This window comes from Bradyrhizobium sp. Leaf396 (assembly GCF_001424605.1).
Lineage (GTDB): Bacteria > Pseudomonadota > Alphaproteobacteria > Rhizobiales > Xanthobacteraceae > Bradyrhizobium > Bradyrhizobium japonicum_C.
In genome coordinates, this window is sequence record NZ_LMQJ01000001.1 from 251,188 (window position 1) to 271,153 (window position 19,966).

Genomic DNA, 19,966 nt, shown 5'->3' on the forward strand with positions numbered 1-19,966 from the left:
GCGATCAGCAAGTCGCCTTTCCGCAGCGTGCGATGCTGATCTTTTCCTTGAGGGCTTCGACACCGACGGCGCCGATTACGATCTGCTTGCCGATCACGTAGCTCGGCGTGCCGTTCATGCCCATCGCTTCGGCGAGCTTGAAGTTCTCCTCGATGGTGGCGCGGACCTCGGGGCTGGCGATATCCTTCTCGATTCTCGCGGTGTCGAGGCCGGCTTCCTTGGCCGCCTGGATCGCGCGCGCCTTGTCCGCGGCACCGCGGCCGTTCAGCAGCCTCTGGTGGAAGTCGAGATACTTCTTGCCCGTGGGATCCTGCATGCGCACGGCGACCCCAACCTGGGCCGCTTCGACCGAACCCTGGCTCAGCACCGGAAACTCCTTCAGCACGACCTTCAGCTTCGGGTCGCTCTTCATGATGTCGAGCATGTCGCCCATGGCGCGCTTGCAGTAGCCGCAATTGTAATCGAAGAACTCGACGAACGTGACGTCGCCGTCCTTGTTGCCGAGTACGACCTGGCGCGGCGAGTTGAAGATCGCGTCCGCGTTCTGCGCGATGCTGGCCTCGTGCTTCCGCGTCTCGGCCGCTGTTTGGCGCTTGCTGAGCTCGGCCATGGCCTCCTCCAGCACCTCGGGATGGCTGACGAGATAGTTCTTGACGATCTTCTCGATGTCGGTGCGCTGCGCATCGGAGAAGCTGTCGGCCGACGCAGGGGCGGATGCGCCGAACATGGCGAGCGCGAACAGCGCGGGAGCAAGCAGGCGCAGCGAAAGCATGGGCAAATCCTCTATCCAAAGCAGGTGTCGATAAAACGTCGCGAACTCAAGCTCGATGTCGTGACGTCGTGTAGGGGCGTCGGTTACGTTACGTCAGTTGCGCGGCGGCTTTGCCGCCACGATGTCGTCGGCCTTGACCCATCCGGGCGTGCCGACGGCGAAACGGGTTTTCGCGCGCGTAGCAAGCTCGCGGGCAGTCTTGTTGTCGCCGCGCAGGTAAGCGGCCTGGGCGGAGGCGAGATCCGCCTCGGCATAGTCTCCCTTCCGGCCATAGGCCATCGCGAGCTGGGTATAGCCGAGCGCCGCCTCTGGCTCTCGTGCGACCGCGGCACGGAGAATCCGGACGGCATCGTCGGTGTAGGCCCTATTATCGGTTCCAACCAGAGCCTGCCCAAGTAACATCTCGATGAGGGGGGCATTGTTCGAAAGCTGCGCCGCCTTGCGCAGGGGAGCGATGGCCTCGGCCGGCTTGCCGCTCTCCAGAAGTGCCTGGCCGCGCACCTCGTAGAAGTAGGGGTTGTTCGGCTGCACCTGGATCAGTGCGTCGATCTGAGCGAGGGCGCTGCGCAGATCCCCGTGCAGATAGGTGCTGATCGCACGGGCATAGCGCGCCGGCAGGCTGTCGTTGGTCTGCGGATAGCGGCGATACACCGTCTCCGGCCGCTCCATGAAGGCGGAAATCTTGGCGCGGACCATGTCGTGCCGGAGCTGCAGCGCGGGATCGTCCTTCTTGGTCCAGTACGGGCTGGAGCTGGCGAGCTCCTGAAGCGCGGCGACGCGCTCGGCCGGCATCGGATGCGACTGGAGATAGGGATCGGCGCCGCGGGCCGCGAACAGGCTCTCGCTGGTGAAGCGCTTGAACGTCTCGTACATGCCCCTCGGCGATTGCTGGGTCGCCGTGAGGAATTTCACGCCGGCGCGGTCGGCGTTCTCCTCCTGCTGGCGCTGGTAGGACAACAGCGTGCGGCGGATCATCTCCTGCGGAGCTGCAATGGCGGCCGCGCCGGCATTGGCGAGCCCATTGTTGCCGGCGCCGCTGCGCTGCGCGCTGCCGGCTGCGATGGCACCGGCACCCAGCAGCATCGCGATGATCATCTGGGTCTGGGCGGCGGCGAGCTGCTCGCGCAGCTTGGAGAGATGGCCACCGGCCAGATGGCCGGTCTCGTGCGCGAGCACGCCGATGATCTGGTTCGGCGTCTCCGACTGCAGGATCGCGCCCCAATTGACGAATATGCGGCGGCCGTCCGCGACGAACGCGTTGAACGAGCTGTCGTTGATGATCACCATCTGGATGTTCTGCTTCTCCAGACCCGCGACGCGGAGGATCGGGCGCGTATATTCGCGAAGCAACTGCTCGGTCTCTGTGTCGCGCAGGACCGGCGGTCCCTTGGCCCGCGCCCGCGCAGACGAGAATGGCGTCAGCGCGATGGCGGCGGCCGTCACGAGGGCGGTGAGGGCGGAGGCCTTCCGGCGCAATGCGATCTGGAGCAACATCAAGCGGTCTTGGTCAAACGGTCTTGGTCAAGCAGTTGCGTGATTGGTTTGGCGATTGGCGGCGGACCGGATACGCGATATGCCCTTGTAAGCCGTGCCCTTTATGAGCCGTACAATGCGGCCAGTCTGGGGCGCAAGCGCCCCGTTTTTCGGACCGGACGGTCGGTTCGCCAGCGAATAGCAGAAATCGATGCACGACGCGACATTGAGGAACCGGTTGGGGCAATGGCTCGAGCCCTCCCGCCGCAGTGATGTTCCCCCCTTTATGGTGATGGACGTCATGGCCGCGGCGGCCCGAATCGAGGCCGCCGGCGGCCATGTGATTCACATGGAGGTCGGCCAGCCCGCGGCCGGCGCGCCGAGCACCGCGATCGCGGCCGCCCATGCCGCGCTCGAGGCGGGACGGATCGATTATACCTCCGCGCTCGGTATCCCATCCTTGCGCGAGCGCATCGCGCGGCTTTATCGCGACACCTATGGCTGTGATCTCAGCGCCGAGCGGATCGTCGTGACCACTGGCTCCTCCGGCGGCTTCATTTTGGCTTTCCTTTCGATGTTCGAGCCCGGCGATCGCGTCGCCGTGACCGTGCCGGGCTATCCCCCGTACCGTCACATCCTCACCGCGCTCGGCTGCGAGCCGGTCTTGATCGAAACCACGAACGAGACGCGCCACGCGCTCACAGGCGAGGCGCTGCTCGCGGCGCATCGCAAGGCGCCGCTGAAGGGCGTGCTGGTGGGCAGTCCCGCCAATCCAACCGGCACGATGATGTCACGCGAAGCGCTCGCCGGCCTCATCGCGGCGGCGGAAGATGCCGGCATCCGCTTCGTCTCGGATGAGATCTATCACGGGCTCGACTATGCGTTTCCAGCCGTCACGGCGGCGGCGCTGACCGAGCACGCAATCGTGATCAACTCGTTCTCCAAGTATTTTTGCATGACTGGCTGGCGCGTCGGCTGGATGGTCGTGCCCGAGATTCTGGTGCGGCCGATCGAGCGACTCCAACAGAACCTCTCGATCTCGGTGCCGGCGCTGTCGCAGATCGCGGCAGAGGCCGCCTTCGACGGCGCGGCCGAGATGGAGGCGATCAAGCACGGCTATCAGGAAAACCGGCGCATTCTGAGCGAGGGTCTGCCGAAGGCAGGTCTCAGCAAGTTCTTGCCCGCCGATGGTGCATTCTATCTCTATGCCGACGTTTCGGATTTCACCTCGGACAGTTTCGCGTTCGCAAAGCAGATGCTGGAGCAGGCACGCGTTGCGGCAACGCCCGGAGTCGATTTCGATCCCGTTCACGGCCGCTCGTTCATTCGTTTCTCCTATGCGCGCTCGCCAGGGGAGATGCGTGAGGCAGTTGACCGGATTGCTGATTGGCTTAAATGACTGCGACAGTTTTTCTTCACCCTTCCGGAGTTCAGCTTGTCAGACCGTTCCGTCCCATCCGCCGCTGCGCCACATTCCCCTCTCGCCGCCTTGATGTGGCCGACCCGGCCAGGCGAATCCGTCGGCGCGCTGCGCGCCATCGTGCTGGTCGCGCTCGGCACGGCGTTGATGGCGCTGTCCGCCAAGGTGAATCTGCCGCTGCCTTATGTGCCGATGACGTTGCAGACTCTGGTGGTGCTGATGATCGGGGCCGCCTATGGCTGGCGCCTCGGCAGTGCAACCATGATTGCCTACCTCGCCGAGGGGGCGCTCGGCCTGCCGGTGTTCGCCGGGCCGGTGGGCGGGATTGCGCCGCTGGTCGGCCCGACAGCGGGCTATCTGTTCGGCTTCGTGCTGGCTGCATTCGTGACCGGCTGGCTCGCCGAGCGCGGCTGGGATCGCAGCGTGTTGCTGCTGTTTGCCGCGATGGCGGTTGGCCATGTCGCCATTCTGGCCGCCGGCTTCGGCTGGCTGGCTTTTGGCCTCAGCCTCGGCGCCGCGAAAGCCTGGCAGGTCGGCATCGTGCCGTTCATTGCGGCCTCGCTCGTCAAGAATGCGCTGGGCGCGGCGTTGCTGCCGGCAGCGCGCCGGATCGTCGAGCGCCGCGGGTAAAGACGCGCTACAACCACACTGGCGGACGATGAAGCAAAAGGGCTGATCGAGATCCTCGATCAGCTTTCTTGTGAGGGCTAGAAGCGCTCGGGCCGGTACGGCGTGGGATCGACGGCCGGCGTCTCGCCATTCATGATCTCCGCCAGCAGGCGTCCGGTCGCGGGTCCCAGCGTAAAGCCTTGGTGGCCATGGCCGAAGTTCATCCAGAGGCCTGGGTGACGCGGAGCGCGGCCGAGCACGGGGAGCATGTCGGGCGTGCAGGGCCTCGTCCCGAACCATGGATCCGGTTCGACCCGCTTGCCGAGGTCGATCAGCTCGCGCGCGGAGGCTTCGGCGCTGGCGAGCTGCACCGGTGTCGCCAGCGCGTCCGCGCCGGTCAATTCCGCACCCGTGGTGATGCGAATGCCTTTGGCCATCGGACCCATGGCATAGCCGCCAGTCTTGTCGATGAGCGGCAGGTCGAGCGAGGCGCCGCCGCTGTAATGCATGTGGTAGCCGCGCTTGCGCACCAGCGGAATGCGATAGCCGAATTTGTGGAGGAGGTCGGGCGACCACGGCCCGAGCGTCACGACCGCGTGGGGAGCATCGATGCGCCCCTGGTCGGTGTCGACTGACCAGCCGGTCGCGGTCTGTTGCAGCGAGCGTGCATCACCGAGCACGACCCTGCCGCCGAGCCGCTCGAACAACTCGGCATAGGCCGTGACCAGCGCGCCGGGATCGGAAACGGTCCAGGTGTCGAGCCAATGGATCGCTCCAGGAAGATCGTCGCGCAAAATCGGCTCGGCCCTGGCAAGCTCGCTGCCGGACAGCACGCGAAAGTTCACGCCGAATTCGCGCTGATCTTCCTCCGCAGCCTTGAGCGCGAGATTCAATGACGCGGAGTCGCGAAACAACGCGCGGTAGCCGGCGCGGCGGATGAGGTTGTCGGCGTGCGCCTCGCGGATCAAGACGTCGTGCTCGGCCGTCGCATAGGCGATCAGCCGTGCCCACGCCTCGATCGCCTCGCGATGCCGCTTCGGCGCCGAATGCCACCAGTAGCGGAGCAGGGGCTCGACGTGGAGGTGGAGTGAGGAGAGGCTGTAGCGCACGTCGTTGGTGCGGCCGGTCGCGATCTTCAACAGTGAAGCGAAGTCGCGCGGCATCGGATAGGGGCGCACCGCTTCCGCCTGGATCATCCCCGCGTTGCCGTAGCTGGTCTCGCGGCCCGGCTCCCTGCGATCGACCAGCGTGACGGCCCAGCCGCGCTGCTGCAGATGCAGTGCCGCGCTCACGCCGATCATGCCGCCGCCGAGAACGATTGCACTGTTCATTTGACCTCACCAACCAAAAACCGCCCGGTTTGGCCGGGCGGTTTGATCTCGATTTCGCTTCCTATTCGCCGCCACCGCCGAAGCGGCGCGACCACCAGCCGGCGCGGCGCGGGGCCGCGGGGGTTTCGCTTGCGGCTTGCGGCGCGGGTTCGGCCGCCGGTGCGGGCGGAGCGACCTGCTCGGCTGCCTGCGCAACCGGCGCTGTCGGCTCGCTCCGGCCGTTCGACAGGAAGCTCACCTTTTCCCGGACCGTCGAACGTCGGCGCGTGGCCTTGTCGTCGGCCGGCTCTTCTGCCGTCGCGGCAGCAGGAGCCGGCTCCGGCTCCGGCTTCGCGGCCACCTCGATCTGCGCCTCGAGGTGCGGCTCAGGCTGCGCGATTTGCGGCTCAGCGGTTTGCTCCGCGATGTGCTCGGCTTGACCGTGCTCGGCTTGGGCGTGCTCGACCTGCGCGATAGAGGGCGCAGCTTCCCTGGAGAAGCCGTCAAAATCGGCGACCGCGTCGGCAGCTTCCGAAGGCTGGCCGGTGCCGAGTTCGTCGTTGATGGAGCCGGCAAGGCCTTCCTCGCCGCCACCGCGACGGCGACGTCCGCCGCGGCGACCGCGCCGGCGCCTGCGATCGCTGCCCTGCTGCTCGCCGCGGGCGGCCTGTTCCTCGCCCTCCTCGCCGTCCTGCTCGGCCTCGGTCTCGTCCTCGGCTTCGCCGGCGATCATCGCAGGCTCGGGCAGCGTCGGGGCCGTATCCTCGCGCAACTCGCCCTCGCGCTGGCCACCGCGGCCGCGCCGGCGGCGACGGCGCTTGCGGCGCTGGCCGTCCTGCTCGGAGGCGGACTCGCCGGCCGCCTGCTCGTCGGCAAGACCCTCGGTCTCGTCGGTTTCGACCTCGGATTCAGTCTCGATGTCGAAGCCATCTTCGTCGTCATAGGCTTCTTCGGCCTGTGGCGGCGGGCTCGCGGCGGCCTGCGCAGCAAGCAGGGCCTTGGCGGCTTCGAGCGTATGGACCTGCTCACCGCGGTCGATCACATAAGCCTGTGGGCCGCTGACGCCGGGATCGGCGATGACAGAGAGCGTGACCTTGAACCCGTTCTCGAGGTCGCGCAGATGGCCGCGCTTGTGGTTGAGCACATAGAGCGCCACGTCGGTGCGGGTGCGGACCACGAGATTGTGGGTCGCGCCTTTCATCAGGATCTCTTCGAGGCCGCGCAGCAGCTGCAGTGCCACCGAGGACACCGAGCGCACATGGCCGGTGCCGCCGCAATGCGGGCATGGATCGGTCGAGCTCTCCAGCACGCTGGCACGGATGCGCTGGCGCGACATCTCGAGCAGGCCGAAATGCGAGATACGGCCGACCTGGATTCGCGCGCGATCCTGCCTGAGGCAATCGGACAGCTTGCGCTCCACCGCGCGGTTGTTGCGCTTCTCGTCCATGTCGATGAAGTCGATGACGATCAGGCCGGCGAGGTCGCGCAAGCGAAGCTGGCGGGCGACCTCTTCGGCCGCCTCCAGGTTGGTCTTGAGCGCGGTGTCTTCGATGTGGTGCTCGCGGGTCGAGCGACCCGAGTTGACGTCGATGGAGACCAGCGCTTCGGTCTGGTTGATCACGATGTAGCCGCCGGAGCGCAATTGCACGGTCGGCGAGAACATCGCATCGAGCTGGCTCTCGACGCCCATGCGCGAGAACAGCGGCTGACCGTCGCGATACTGCTTCACCGCGCCGACATTGGCGGGCATCAGCATCTTCATGAAATCGCGCGCCTCGCGGTAGCCAGCTTCGCCGGCAACCTGAATCTCGTCGATCTCCTTGTTGTAGAGATCGCGCAGCGAGCGCTTGATCAGCGAGCCTTCCTCATAGACGAGGGTCGGGGCCTGCGACTTCAGCGTGAGATCGCGCACCGTTTCCCACATGCGGATGAGGTATTCGAAGTCGCGCTTGATCTCGGGCTTGGTGCGGGAGGCGCCTGCCGTGCGCAGGATGATGCCCATGCCCTCGGGCACGTCGAGATCCTGCACCACTTCCTTCAGGCGCGAACGGTCTTGCGCGCTGGTGATCTTGCGGCTGATGCCGCCGCCGCGGGCGGTGTTCGGCATCAGGACGGCGTAGCGGCCGGCGAGCGAGAGGTAAGTCGTGAGCGCGGCGCCCTTGTTGCCGCGTTCTTCCTTGACGACCTGCACCAGCATGACCTGCCGGCGCTTGATCACTTCCTGGATCTTGTACTGACGGCGCGGACGGAAGGTGCGCTCCGGCACTTCCTCCAGCACGTCGTCCCCGCCGACGGATTCGACGACTTCCTCTTCGGCTTCCTCGCCGTCCTCGTCCTCTTCATCATCATCGTCGTCGTCATCATCATCATCGCCGGCTGCTTCCGCGGCTTCGGCCTGCGACGCTTCAGTGCTCTCGCCGGCGGCGTAGACGGCATCGGCCGGCTCCGCGGCTGACGTTACCGCTTCCGCCAGGGCCTCCGTGGGTGCCTCGGAAGCTGGTGTCTCGGAGACATGAGCTTCGAAGGCGTGAGATTCCTGGGGCTCGGCAACGGCTTCGGTCGCAAGCACCGGTTCGGCGCCGACGGCCGCGACAGGCGCGGGCGTCTCATCGGCATGGTCATGGTCGTGATGATCGTGCTCGTGGCCATTGCCAACGTCGCCGTGGTGGTGCTCGTCATCATGATGATGATTGTCGTGATCATGTTCATGATGGGCGTCGTGCTCGCCGTGATGCTCCGCGTCGGCATGCAGATGCTCGCCCTCGTGCGGCGTGCCCTCGCCATGCGGGGGCTCGCCCTCCACGCGCTGGGCCACGGGATCGGCGCCGGCATCGAGGCCTTCGACGATGTCGCTGCGCACGCGTTCGCCATGACCGCGGCGGCGGGCGTTGCGGTGGCGTGAACGGCGGCGGCCGTGCGACCGATTCTCGCTTTCTTCCTCCGCCTCCCGATGGGCCTGTTCCTCGGCCTCGATCAGCGCCTGCCGGTCGGCGACCGGGATCTGGTAGTAGTCAGGATGGATTTCGCTGAAGGCGAGGAAGCCGTGGCGGTTGCCGCCATATTCGACGAAGGCGGCCTGGAGCGAGGGTTCGACCCTTGTGACCTTGGCGAGGTAGATGTTCCCGCGCAGTTGCTTGCGTTGCGCGGTCTCGAAATCAAACTCTTCGACGCGATTGCCGCGGACCACGACGACCCGGGTCTCTTCCGGGTGGGTGGCATCGATCAACATCTTGTTGGGCATGTCTTAACTCTTGGCGGCGGCGGGCGCGATAAACCGTGGGCGCGTATCGCGCCGCCGGGTGACGCGACGGTCCACCTGATTCGGGGGTGAGGGGAAGGCCGAAACGCCGTCTCTCGCGCCGTGCCGAACCGGAAGCTTCAGGACCAATGCGACGCGCGGCATTGTCACTCCGCAGCGTTGCGAATGGTCCTTCAGATTTCGTCGGCACAGTCTGGCGCATCAAGCGTCGGCCCGTATGAAACACTGGACGGTGAGGCCGCCCTTCAATCAGTTGCTGCTGGCCAGGCACGGCGCGAGCGCGCTCGCCTTGGGGATCACGAACCGCTCCCTTGGGATCAAGGGACCGGGTAATGGGTTACGTCGCTGTCAGAACCATCCCGGTACATGAGTGGTAACGCGGGACCGTTCTACCGCCGGCGCTTGACCCCGCTCCACCTCGCTGCCGCGCACCGCGCTGGTCTGGAGGGAAACGGAAAACGCTGGAATTCCCAAACCTTGAGAGTTCCGGCGCTGCACCGGGAGGCTGAATGCGACACAACCGGAAATATCGGCCGTCAGCATTCCGTACATACGAGGAATGAGCCAGCCGTGCAAGGGAGCGTCGCACGGCGGTCACACTCAGCGAGTTTCGCGCGTCCGTCATTAAGGAGCGATTAACCCTGTGGTTCTATTGCGTTAAGAGGGCTGCTCGGAGGCACGGAATCGGTGGCGAGCCGCACAAATCGACGGATTTTGCTGGGAGGCGTGTTGCTGTGCATCGCGGCATTGCCGTGTGCTGATTCCTCGCGCCTCGTTGCTGCGGAAAGCCAGCAGCAACCCGCTCACGCAGCAGCGAATTTTCCGGTCGCGTCGGCCGCCCGGCTGGCCGGCGACGGCAAGCACACGCGCTTCATCCTCGACATCGACCAGGCCGTCACCTTCCGCGCGGTCACGCTGGCCGACCCCTACCGGGTGGTGGTGGATGTGCCGCAAGTCAATTTTCGGCTGCCAGCCGGTACCGGCAGCGGAGGACGGGGGCTCGTCAAGGCCTTCCGCTACGGGCTCGTGATGCCAGGCGGCTCGCGAATCGTGTTCGACCTGACCGGGCCCGCGAAGATCGCCAATTCTTACGTCGTGGAGGCCGCCAACGGCCAACCGGCTCGGCTCGTGCTCGAGCTGGAGGAGGTTGATCGCACCGCCTTTGCCTCCTCGTCGCAGCCAGAAAGCCGTCCTGAACTGCGGCCCGCAATCGCGGAATCGCCGCCTGCCGCCGCTCCCAGCGCGCCGACGCCGGATGCTCCGCAACAGAAGGCCGACGGCCGTCCAGTGGTGGTGATCGATCCCGGCCACGGCGGCATCGACAACGGGACACAGTCGAGCGGCGAGAGCGAGAAGAACCTGGTGCTGGCTTTCGGGCTGGCGCTGCGCGACAAGCTGGAGAAGGCCGGAAAATACCGCGTGGTCATGACGCGGGACGACGACACCTTCATTCCGCTCGGTGACCGGACCAAGATTGCCCGCAATCTGAAGGCGGCCCTGTTCGTCTCGATCCACGCCGATGCGCTGCCGCGGACGGAGGGCGACGCGCAAGGCGCGACGATCTATACGCTCTCCGACAAGGCATCCGACGCCGAGGCCCAGCGGCTGGCGGATGCGGAGAATCGGGCCGATGCGATCGCCGGCTTCAACCTCGCGGAAGAGCCGACCGACGTCGCCGACATCCTGATCGACCTCACGCAGCGGGAAACCCGCACTTTTTCAAACCGTTTCGCCCGCCTTTTGATGACTGAAATGAAGCAGACGGTGCGGATGCACAAGCATCCCTTGAAGTCCGCAGGCTTCCGGGTTCTCAAGGCGCCCGATGTACCCTCGGTCCTGGTCGAGATCGGCTATGTCTCCAACAAGGGGGACCTGGAACACTTGGTCTCCGAGGGATGGCGATCCCGCGCCGTGGGCTCGATGGCCCAGGCGATCGACGGGTTCCTGACCAAGCGGATGGCCACGGCCGGCACCTCGAACTGAAAGGGTTTTCCCTCCCGACCCAAAGGCCCTAGTTTGGCCACAGCGGACGCTTTATAAAACCGCCGCAGAGGGTTCCGGAATCGGCGAGAATCCCGTTCGGCGAGCGTCTTGAGTCCGGCATCGATGTGATTGCGTAAAGCCGGTGAATTCGCGACGTGAGGTTGGCGCCTGTTTGGGGTGCCAAAGGGCTGGTACTGGGCTGATCCAGAGTTTGAACGGATAAACAGATAATGCGCTTGCTGGTGCGGTTCATGGGCTTCCTGTTCGCCGCGGGAACGGTGGTGTTCCTTGTCGGTGTCGGGGCCGTGGCAGGCCTGATCTGGCATTTCTCCAAGGACTTGCCGGACTACTCTCAGCTTCAGGATTACGAGCCGCCGGTGATGACCCGCGTGCACGCGGTCGATGGCTCGCTGGTCGGCGAATACGCCAAGGAGCGGCGGCTGTACCTGCCGATCCAGGCCGTGCCCAAGCTCGTGATCAACGCGTTCCTCGCGGCCGAGGACAAGAATTTCTACGAGCATGGCGGCATCGACTACACCGGCATGGCGCGCGCCGGTCTGGTTTACATTCAGAACTACGGCTCCAACCGCCGTCCGCAGGGTGCCTCCACGATCACCCAGCAGGTCGCCAAGAACTTCCTGCTCACCAACGAGGTCTCCTTCACCCGCAAGATCAAGGAAGCCTTGCTGGCGATGCGCATCGAGAAGACCTACTCGAAGGACAAGATCCTCGAGCTGTATCTGAACGAGATCTATCTCGGTCTCGGCGCTTACGGCATCGCGGCCGCCTCGCTGGTCTATTTCGACAAGTCGGTGAACGAGCTGACGGTGGCGGAAGCGTCCTACCTGGCCGCGCTGCCGAAGATGCCGGCCACCCTGCATCCCGTGCGCAACCGCGACCGCGCCATCGAGCGCCGCAATTACGTCGTCGACCGTCTGCTTGAAAACGGCTGGATCAAGCAGGCCGACGCGGACAAGGCGCGCAAGGAGCCGCTGGCGGTCACCAGCCGCTCCAACGGCGCCCACACCTTCGCCGGCGAATATTTCGCCGAGGAAGTCCGCCGCGACATCTTCGAGCGCTACGGCGAGAAGAAGCTGTACGAGGGCGGTCTGTCGGTTCGCACCACGCTCGATCCGAAGATCCAGGTCATGGCGCGCAAGACCATGGTGGCCGGCCTCGTGAGCTATGACGAGCAGCAGGGCTATCGCGGCGCCATCAGCAAGCTCGATATTTCGGGCGACTGGGGCGTGAGGCTCGCTGAGATCAAATCGCTCTCCGACATCTCGCCATGGCGCATGGCGGTGGTCCTGGAGACCAGCGAGCAGTCGGCGCGGATCGGCTTCCAGCCTGGCCGCGAGCTCGGCGGCGCCGTCAGCAAGCAGCGCGAGACCGGAATCGTCACGGTCGACGGCGTACGCTGGGCACGGCCCCTGCAAGGCGGCACCAGGGGCAAGACTCCAACAGCGGTGTCGCAGGTGCTCCAGCCCGGCGACGTGATCTATGCCGATCCGCTCTACAAGGACGGCCACCCCGTCGAGGGCCAGTACCGGCTCCGCCAAATCCCGGAAGTCTCCGGTGCCATGGTGGCGATGGATCCCTGGACCGGCCGCGTGCTCGCGATGGTCGGCGGCTTCTCCTTCGATCAGAGCCAGTTCAATCGCGCCACGCAGGCCTATCGGCAGCCGGGCTCGTCGTTCAAGCCGATCGTCTATTCGGCCGCCCTCGACAACGGCTATACGCCCTCGACGGTCGTGCTCGATGCTCCCATCGAAATCGACCAGGGTCAGGGCGCCGGCGTGTGGCGGCCCGAAAATTTCTCCTCAGGCAAGTTCCAGGGTCCCGTGACGCTGCGCAACGCGCTGCGGCAGTCGCTCAACACGGTGACGGTGCGCCTCGCGCAGGACATCGGCATGCCGCTGATCGGCGAATACGCCCGCCGCTTCGGCGTCTACGACGAACTGCCGAACTATCTCTCCTACGCGCTCGGTGCCGGCGAGACCACCGCGATGCGCATGGTCACGGCATACTCAATGCTCGCCAATGGCGGCCGCCGCGTGAAGCCGACCCTGATCGACCGCATCCAGGACCGCTACGGCCACACCATCTTCAAGCACGACCAGCGCGAATGCCGCGGCTGCGACGCGCCGGGCGGTTGGAAGAACCAGCCCGAGCCGCAGTTGATCGACCGCCGTGAGCAGGTGCTGGATCCCATGACGGCCTATCAGATCACCGAGCTGATGGAAGGCGTGGTGCAGGCTGGAACGGCCACCGTGATCAAGGATGTTGGCAAGCCGGTCGCGGGCAAAACCGGCACCACCAACGAGGCGAAGGATGCCTGGTTCGTCGGCTTCTCGCCGGACATCGCGGTCGCAGTCTACATGGGCTTTGATAAGCCGCGCCCTCTCGGCAGGGGCAATGCGGCGACCGGCGGCCATCTCGCTGCGCCGATCGTGCGTGACTTCCTCAAGCTCGCGCTTGCCGACAAGCCTGCGGTCCCGTTCAAGGTGCCGGCTGGCATCAAGCTGGTCCGCGTCGTCGCCAAGACCGGCATGCGCGCCGGCCCCGGCGAGACCGGCGGAACCATCCTCGAAGCCTTCAAGCCCGGCACGGCGCCGCCGGACAATTATTCGGTCATCGGCGTTGCCGACGCCGACGGACGCGGCATGCCGCTCTCGCAGCAGCAGCAGCCGGATTCCGGCTTCCTCATTCGGCCGGGCACCGGCGGGCTGTGGTAGGCCGCGGATAAGGCCGACGATCACGGTTCCGGCGGTTGCGCTTTGCGGCCGCCGCCGCTACATCCCCCTCTCGAACTGCACGCGGGATTCCGCAAGACAGAGAACAACATGCGCGCCGAAATCGAACGGTTGGTAGAAGAGATCAAGCAGTCGGTCGGGCTGCTGAGGAGGCATCTTTGACGTCGAGAAATCGACGGCGCGCCTTGCTGAGCTGAACAAGCTCGCGGAAGACCCCAATCTCTGGAACGATCCCCAGAAAGCCCAGAAGCTGATGCAGGAGCGCACCTCGCTTGAGGATGCGCTGTCCGGCATCGGCAAGGTCGAGCAGGAGCTCGAAGACGATATCGGCATGATCGAGCTCGGCGAGGCCGAGGGCGATGAGGGCGTCGTCGCCGAAGCCGAAGCTGCGCTGAAGAACCTCAAGAAGGAGGTCGCGCGGCGCGAGCTCGAGGCGCTGCTGTCGGGCGAGGCCGATCGCTTCGATTCATATCTCGAGATCCATGCCGGCGCCGGCGGCACCGAGAGTCAGGATTGGGCGCAGATGCTGCTGCGCATGTACACGCGCTGGGCGGAAAATCACGGTTTCAAGGTCGAATTCCTCGAAGAGTCCGAGGGCGAAGAGGCCGGCATCAAATCGGCGACGATCCAGGTCTCCGGCCACAATGCCTATGGCTGGCTGAAGACGGAAGCCGGCGTCCATCGTCTGGTTCGAATCTCTCCGTTCGATTCCAACGCGCGGCGGCACACCTCGTTCTCGAGCGTGCAGGTGTTCCCCGTCATCGACGACAGCATCAAGATCGACATCAAGGAATCCGACGTGCGCGTCGACACCATGCGCTCGGGCGGCGCCGGCGGCCAGCACGTCAACAAGACCGAATCCGCGGTGCGGCTGACGCATATCCCGACGGGCGTCGCCGTGGTCTGCCAGGCCGGCCGTTCCCAGCACAAGAACCGGGCCCAGGCCTGGGACATGCTGCGCGCGCGCCTCTACGAGATCGAGCTGAAGAAGCGCGAGGAGAAGGCCGCCGCCGACCAGGCTGCCAAGACCGACATCGGCTGGGGCCACCAGATCCGCTCCTATGTGCTGCAACCGTACCAGATGGTGAAGGATCTGCGCACGGGCGTGCAGACCTCCGACACCGCGGGCGTGCTCGGCGGCGATCTCGATGAGTTCATGGCGGCGACGCTGGCGCAGCGCGCGTTCGGCACCACGACCGGCGAGATCGAGGACGTGGACTAGCCATGCCCCGTGTCGCCTTCATCGGATTGGGGCGAATGGGTCACGGCATGGCCGGCCGCTATCTCGATGCCGGCTTCACGGTGACGCTGTGGAATCGCAGCAAGTCCAAGGCGGAAGACCTGATCGCGCGCGGGGCGCACTGGGCGACCTCGCCGGAGGATGCCGCGATCGATGCCGACGCGGTCGTGACCATGGTCGCCGACGACGAGGCCTCGCGTGCGGTCTGGCTCGGGCCGAAAGGCGCCGCCAAGACCGCGAAGGCCGGCACCATCGCGATCGAATGCTCCACCGTCTCCTACGACCACGCGCGAGAGATGGGCCGCGAGCTGAACGCGCGCGGGCTCATCTACATCGACTGCCCTGTGACCGGATTGCCGGATGCAGCCGCGGCCGGGAAGTTGACTCTCCTGGCCGGCGCCGACGCAGCCGATCTCGAACGTGCGCGGCCCTATCTCGAACCGATCGGCTCGACCATCCGCCATTTCGGCCCGGTCGGTGCCGGCACGGTCTACAAGCTCATCAACAATCTGATGGGCGCTATCCAGATCGCCGGACTCGCCGAAGGCCTCGCAATCGCCGAGCAGGCCGGTCTCGACATGAACCTCGTGCTGGAATCGATCCAGGCTGGCGTTGCCGCAAGCCCCCAGGTGCAGCGTCACTCCAAACGCATGGTCGCCCGCGATTTCTCCGGCGCGACCTTCACGGCAGCGCTGCGGCACAAGGATGCCGCCTACGCTGTGAAGCTAGCGGAGAGCCTGCTCGCCGATAAGCCGATCGTTGCACGAGCGGCGGTCGAGGCCTATGCGAAAGCGAAGGCGGCGATGCCTGACGACGATGAGGGGCGGATGATCGAGCTGGTGTCGCGGCGGAAGTAGCGGGCTCACGAACCTGCTGCCTGAAATCGGGTGGGAAGATCGATCGCGGTGGACTAGATCTGTCTCTCCGTAGTCAGGCCAGGGTTCGTCGTGCTCATCAACTTCACGCTCGCGCCACTCGAAAAGATCATCCCCTGGGGCCAGCCGGGGAGCTATTGCCTTCATTGGTTTGGTCTCACTTTCGGCGAGTATTGGATACAAGCCGGTGAAGCCACACTCTTCGAATACAGCGACCATGCCCGGGCTGCCGGTGCAGAGCGCTATTGCACCTATCAAGTCGTCCGCCTCTACGAGGACTTGATGGACATGCTTCCCTACATACTCGAGCCGGTTCCTGATGCGCTCGTGCCGTACATCTCCGGCGACGGGGCCGGAATTCTGCGAAGCGCCCACGAGGCCTGGTGCGAGAGAGCCGATGACGTCCCCGATGAGGATGGCCTTTTTGACTTTGCCGACGTTGCAATCATGTGGGTTGGAAAGCGTCGTCTGGACAGTTCGTACCTGGCTCCATCGGCCAACATCGCAATCTGGTCCGATGAAGAGCATGTGCACATCGAGTGGGATAATCGCGATCGCCAACTCGGTGGATCGCCGGCGTGGTCGGCGAGCCTCGGCTCCTATCGCGTGTCGCGAGGCGAATTCATCGAAGAGATGAACTCGTTTCACGTTCGCCTCATGGAGCAGATGGCGGCCCGGATCGAGCAGGTGGCATCAGGCCAACTTCGATCCGAGATACAGATCGACCTGGCAGCACTGGCGAGAGAGCACGAACAACGGACGTGCTCGCTCGACGCTGCCTTGAAGATCGTTCCGGCGACGGACTGGCAACAGGTCGAAAGAGCTGTCGGTGAAATCCTCGTTGCGCGAAACGGGCTGTAGGCCCTTCTAGAGGCCAGGCGCCCTGAATTTCGCCGCCGGCTTTGCTGTCTCCTGCCGGCCTTTGTGATCGTTAGCTTGTCGATGAGCCGCGTATGACCATCAATGCCAACAGGATCGATGGTCGGGACTGGTCGCTGCTTGCGGCGCTCTCCATTCTCTGGGGCGGTTCGTTCTTCTTCAACGGCGCGGCTCTGCGCGAATTGCCGCCGCTGACGCTCGTGTTGCTGCGTGTCGCGTTCGGAGCGGCCATTCTTGCGCCATTGCTCCGCATGCAGGGGATCGGCTTTCCCAAGAGCATGGCGGAGTGGACGCCGTTCGTCGCGATCGGGCTGCTCAACAATGTCATCCCGTTCTCGTTGATCGTGATCGGCCAGACGTTCATTCCGAGCGGGCTGGCGTCGATCCTGAACGCGACCACGCCGATGTTCACCGTCATCGTCATGGCGATGGCAGGCGAAGAGACGTTGCAGATGCGGCGGATTGCCGGCGTCGCATTGGGGATCGTCGGCGTGGTCATCCTGCGCGGATGGGGTATTGAGGCAAGGCCTGGGCAGGGGCTCGGCATCCTGCTCTGCCTCGGCGGCGCCTTCAGCTACGGTCTTGCAGCGCTCGCCGCGCGCCGGTTGCTGAAAAACTCAGCCCCGCTCGGAACGGCGACATTTCAACTGATGGCTTCAACCGTGATGATGGCGGTGGTCGCCGGCACTGTGGAGCGGCCCTGGCAACTGCCGATGCCGGCCCTTGCGACCTGGCTTGCCGTGCTTGGCCTCGCCACGCTCTCGACCGCGCTTGCCTATATCGTCTTCTTTCAGATCGTGCGGCGCTCGGGCGCGAGCAACGTGATGCTGGTGACGCTGCTCATTCCCGTCACCGCCATCCTTCTGGGATGGCTGGTGCTGGGGGAGCCGATTTCCATGCGTGCGATCGTGGGCGCGATCGTCATCGGCAGCGCGCTGCTCGTGATCGACGGACGTGCGGTTGGCCTGCTGCGCCGCGGCGCATGAGCTCTTGGCCACCAGTCGCTTCCAATGGCTTTCGCCCCGACGTTCCGATGAGAGAAGCGCAGGCTCAACCCGCGCTGAGCCGGACGCCAGCGCGCAAGAATTTTTGCGGATCCACCGCTTCGCCTTCGATGCGGGTCTCATAGTGCAGGTGGGGACCGGTCGAACGGCCGGTCGAGCCGACGAGCCCGATGACCTGGCCGATCTTCACTATCTCGCCGACCTTGACGTTGATCTCGGAGAGATGGCCGTAGCGGGTGGAAAGCCCATTGCCGTGATCGACCTCGACCATGCGGCCGTAGCCGCCGGACCAGCCGGCGGAAATCACCTTTCCAAAGGCCGTGGCGCGGACCGGGTCACCGGTGGCAGCGCGGAAATCGAGGCCGGTGTGCATCGCGGGCCGGCCCAGGAAGGGATCGCTGCGCACGCCGAAACCGGAGGTGAACTCTACCTCGCCGATGACGGGCTTGCGGTAGGGGACCAACGCCAGCGTGCGATTGAGACGATCCATCTCGGCGCGTGTGGTGTTGATACGATGGAGCTGCTTCTCGAACGGTCCGGCATTGGCCGTCAGCTTGATGGGCACGAACGGCCCGCCCATCGCGGTGCGCGGCACGGCGGCTTCGAGATGGGCAAGGTTCAAGCCGAGATCGCTGACCACGCCGCGCATCCGCCGCATGCGTGAGTCCATGCTTTCCTCGACGGCGCTGAGCGCCGCCATCTGGCGCCGCTCGACCTGGTCAAGCGAGTTCGTGAGCCGGACCAGCACGTTCTCGAAGCTTTGATTCCGGGCAAATTGACTGCTCGGCGCTGCCACCACGGTCGGCGCGCGCGATTCGAGGCGCGCTTCCCGGTCCGGCGGCGCCACGAAGATGACGGTGTCGCTGATCGGCGATGGCTTCGGTGTGGTATGGGTTGCGTCGCCGCGCTGTGGGGCCGAGCGGGGAATCGAGCCAGTCACGTCGGGCATGGCCCCGAGCGCCGTGGCCCGGGACTCCAGCGCCGTCTGGCGCTTCATGATCTGGTCTAGCTTCTGGTCGAACTGCTCCTGGTCAAGCAGCTGGCGGCTGGTGGTGCGGTCGACCCTGGCGCGCAGCTCGGCGATTCGATCTTCATAAGCGTATTGCATCTCGGCCTGGCGGGCGATCAGCCGGGTCAGAACGTCGTCGCGGAAGGCAAAATAGGTGGCCGTCGCCGCCGACCACAGCCCCAGCAGCACCACGGTGCCAACGACGATCCAGAATACGACGGGCCCAAAGCGGACCTGCTTGCCGGCATGGACGATGGTGTAGGCATCGTCGGTGGCGGGCAGGGGAATCGCAGTTGCCGCCGCCGCAGCAGCCGGGCGGCGCTGGAAGGCTCGTCCGTGATCGTGAGGGTGATGTTGGGGGTACTGCGAGTATTGGGCAGAACTTTTCGACATCGGCACTCCCGCGCCGGTCGGATGGGTTCCTTGCGGCTCAATTGCCGCAGCAATCTGGGCCGGTCATGGTTAATTTTCCGGAAATGGGAACGCGCGAATTCGACGGACTGGTTAAAGGCTTCTTGCCGCCTCCAGCACGTCGTCGGCATGACCATCGACCCGGATATTGCGCCAGATTCGTGCCACCTTACCGTCGGCCCCGATCAGGATCGTTGTCCGAAGAACTCCCAGGAAGCTCTTGCCATACATGGACTTTTCGCCCCAGGCGCCATAGGCCTCGAGCACCTCATGTTTCTCATCCGAGATGAGCGGGATGGCGAGCTTGTGCTTGTCGCGAAATTTCTCCTGGGCCTTCAACGGGTCGGCGGAGATGCCGAGCACGGCAGTGCCAGCGGCAGAGAAGGCTTCGGCGAGGCGAGTGAAGTCGATCGCCTCGCGGGTACAGCCAGGCGTATCGGCACGGGGGTAGAAGAACAGGACCAGTTTGCGGCCGGCATAGTCCGCCAGTGTGACGGTGTCGCCGCCGTCGCGCGGCAGGCTGAAGCCGGGGGCCTTTTGGCCTTCGGCCAGGCCGGACTTCGCCCGAGCGGGTGGGGGAGACGATTTGGACGTATTTAACTGTTTCGATGCGGCCTTATGTGATCCTGCTTTTGCTATGGTCCCGGTTGATTTGCTTGCCGGCGTCCGCTGTGTTTTCGCGGACCTTGTTTGAGTCGATGCCTGCGTTTTTGCGGTCTTCTTTTTGGCGGTCGGGCTGCCGGAGGACGTTTTGGACGATTTCTTGCGGGATTTCTTGGACATACGCCTTCCTTTCGACGCTTTCGGCGGGTCAACCGAAGCGGTATTGCAGCTCTCGTCCGGCGTGCTGGAATCGCGCCCTCGGCTGGGCAAGTTTGGCGGCGCCGGAGTATGGTTACAAGGAATTCCACGCACCACCCCACTGCTCGTTGAACGCGCTCCCGGGGCGAAATGACGAACAGCAGGAAT

At 65.1% G+C, this 19,966-nt stretch carries 14 protein-coding genes; 8 read left to right on the forward strand and 6 right to left on the reverse strand.

The window, feature by feature from the left end:
• Window positions 1-4: 4 nt before the first annotated feature.
• Window positions 5-772, reverse strand: a complete 768-nt coding sequence (locus ASG57_RS01275) for a DsbA family protein (protein WP_057195557.1) — start codon at window positions 770-772, stop codon at window positions 5-7.
• 93 nt (window positions 773-865) lie between these two features.
• Window positions 866-2,266, reverse strand: coding sequence for a M48 family metalloprotease (locus ASG57_RS01280; protein ID WP_024337894.1), 1,401 nt, complete (start codon window positions 2,264-2,266; stop codon window positions 866-868).
• Between the two features lie 190 nt (window positions 2,267-2,456).
• Between ASG57_RS01280 and ASG57_RS01285 the strand changes: the two genes are divergently transcribed.
• Window positions 2,457-3,644: a pyridoxal phosphate-dependent aminotransferase gene (locus ASG57_RS01285; RefSeq protein ID WP_057195558.1), complete on the forward strand. Its 1,188-nt coding sequence runs from the start codon at window positions 2,457-2,459 to the stop codon at window positions 3,642-3,644.
• A 93-nt stretch (window positions 3,645-3,737) separates the two neighbouring features.
• Complete coding sequence (locus tag ASG57_RS01290) at window positions 3,738-4,295, forward strand: biotin transporter BioY (protein ID WP_057195559.1); 558 nt, start codon at window positions 3,738-3,740, stop codon at window positions 4,293-4,295.
• A 77-nt stretch (window positions 4,296-4,372) separates the two neighbouring features.
• Here the strand turns inward: ASG57_RS01290 and ASG57_RS01295 are convergent, their stop codons facing one another.
• Window positions 4,373-5,605 (reverse strand): NAD(P)/FAD-dependent oxidoreductase, encoded by a 1,233-nt coding sequence (locus ASG57_RS01295; RefSeq protein ID WP_057195560.1) that lies wholly within the window; start codon window positions 5,603-5,605, stop codon window positions 4,373-4,375.
• A 61-nt stretch (window positions 5,606-5,666) separates the two neighbouring features.
• Window positions 5,667-8,825: an Rne/Rng family ribonuclease gene (locus ASG57_RS01300; RefSeq protein WP_057195561.1), complete on the reverse strand. Its 3,159-nt coding sequence runs from the start codon at window positions 8,823-8,825 to the stop codon at window positions 5,667-5,669.
• Between the two features lie 705 nt (window positions 8,826-9,530).
• On the opposite strand from ASG57_RS01300, the gene ASG57_RS01305 reads away from it, so the two are divergent.
• The 6 genes from ASG57_RS01305 (at window position 9,531) to ASG57_RS01335 (ending at window position 17,559) form a co-directional block, all read left to right on the forward strand.
• Window positions 9,531-10,826 (forward strand): N-acetylmuramoyl-L-alanine amidase, encoded by a 1,296-nt coding sequence (locus ASG57_RS01305; RefSeq protein WP_057195562.1) that lies wholly within the window; start codon window positions 9,531-9,533, stop codon window positions 10,824-10,826.
• A 230-nt stretch (window positions 10,827-11,056) separates the two neighbouring features.
• On the forward strand, window positions 11,057-13,561 hold the full coding sequence (locus tag ASG57_RS01310) for a penicillin-binding protein 1A (protein ID WP_024337888.1): 2,505 nt from the start codon (window positions 11,057-11,059) through the stop codon (window positions 13,559-13,561).
• Between the two features lie 108 nt (window positions 13,562-13,669).
• Window positions 13,670-14,801, forward strand: a protein-coding gene (gene prfB, locus ASG57_RS01320; protein WP_156402555.1) for a peptide chain release factor 2 whose coding sequence is annotated in 2 segments (ribosomal slippage) — window positions 13,670-13,738 and window positions 13,740-14,801 — 1,131 coding nt in all. Because the reading frame shifts where the segments join, the coding sequence is not laid out codon by codon here.
• Between the two features lie 2 nt (window positions 14,802-14,803).
• Window positions 14,804-15,676: an NAD(P)-dependent oxidoreductase gene (locus tag ASG57_RS01325; RefSeq protein ID WP_057195564.1), complete on the forward strand. Its 873-nt coding sequence runs from the start codon at window positions 14,804-14,806 to the stop codon at window positions 15,674-15,676.
• Window positions 15,677-15,766: 90 nt separating this feature from the next.
• A complete protein-coding gene (locus tag ASG57_RS01330) occupies window positions 15,767-16,555 on the forward strand; it encodes a DUF5984 family protein (RefSeq protein WP_057195565.1) in 789 nt (262 codons plus the stop codon).
• Window positions 16,556-16,647: 92 nt separating this feature from the next.
• On the forward strand, window positions 16,648-17,559 hold the full coding sequence (locus ASG57_RS01335; RefSeq protein ID WP_057195566.1) for a DMT family transporter: 912 nt from the start codon (window positions 16,648-16,650) through the stop codon (window positions 17,557-17,559).
• Window positions 17,560-17,623: 64 nt separating this feature from the next.
• On the opposite strand, the gene ASG57_RS01340 is transcribed toward ASG57_RS01335, so the two are convergent.
• Window positions 17,624-18,979, reverse strand: a complete 1,356-nt coding sequence (locus ASG57_RS01340; protein ID WP_200948526.1) for a M23 family metallopeptidase — start codon at window positions 18,977-18,979, stop codon at window positions 17,624-17,626.
• A gap of 111 nt (window positions 18,980-19,090) precedes the next feature.
• The gene (locus ASG57_RS01345; RefSeq protein ID WP_082528873.1) at window positions 19,091-19,780 is read right to left on the reverse strand and encodes a peroxiredoxin; all 690 of its coding nucleotides are present in this window, start codon (window positions 19,778-19,780) and stop codon (window positions 19,091-19,093) included.
• Window positions 19,781-19,966: the final 186 nt, after the last annotated feature.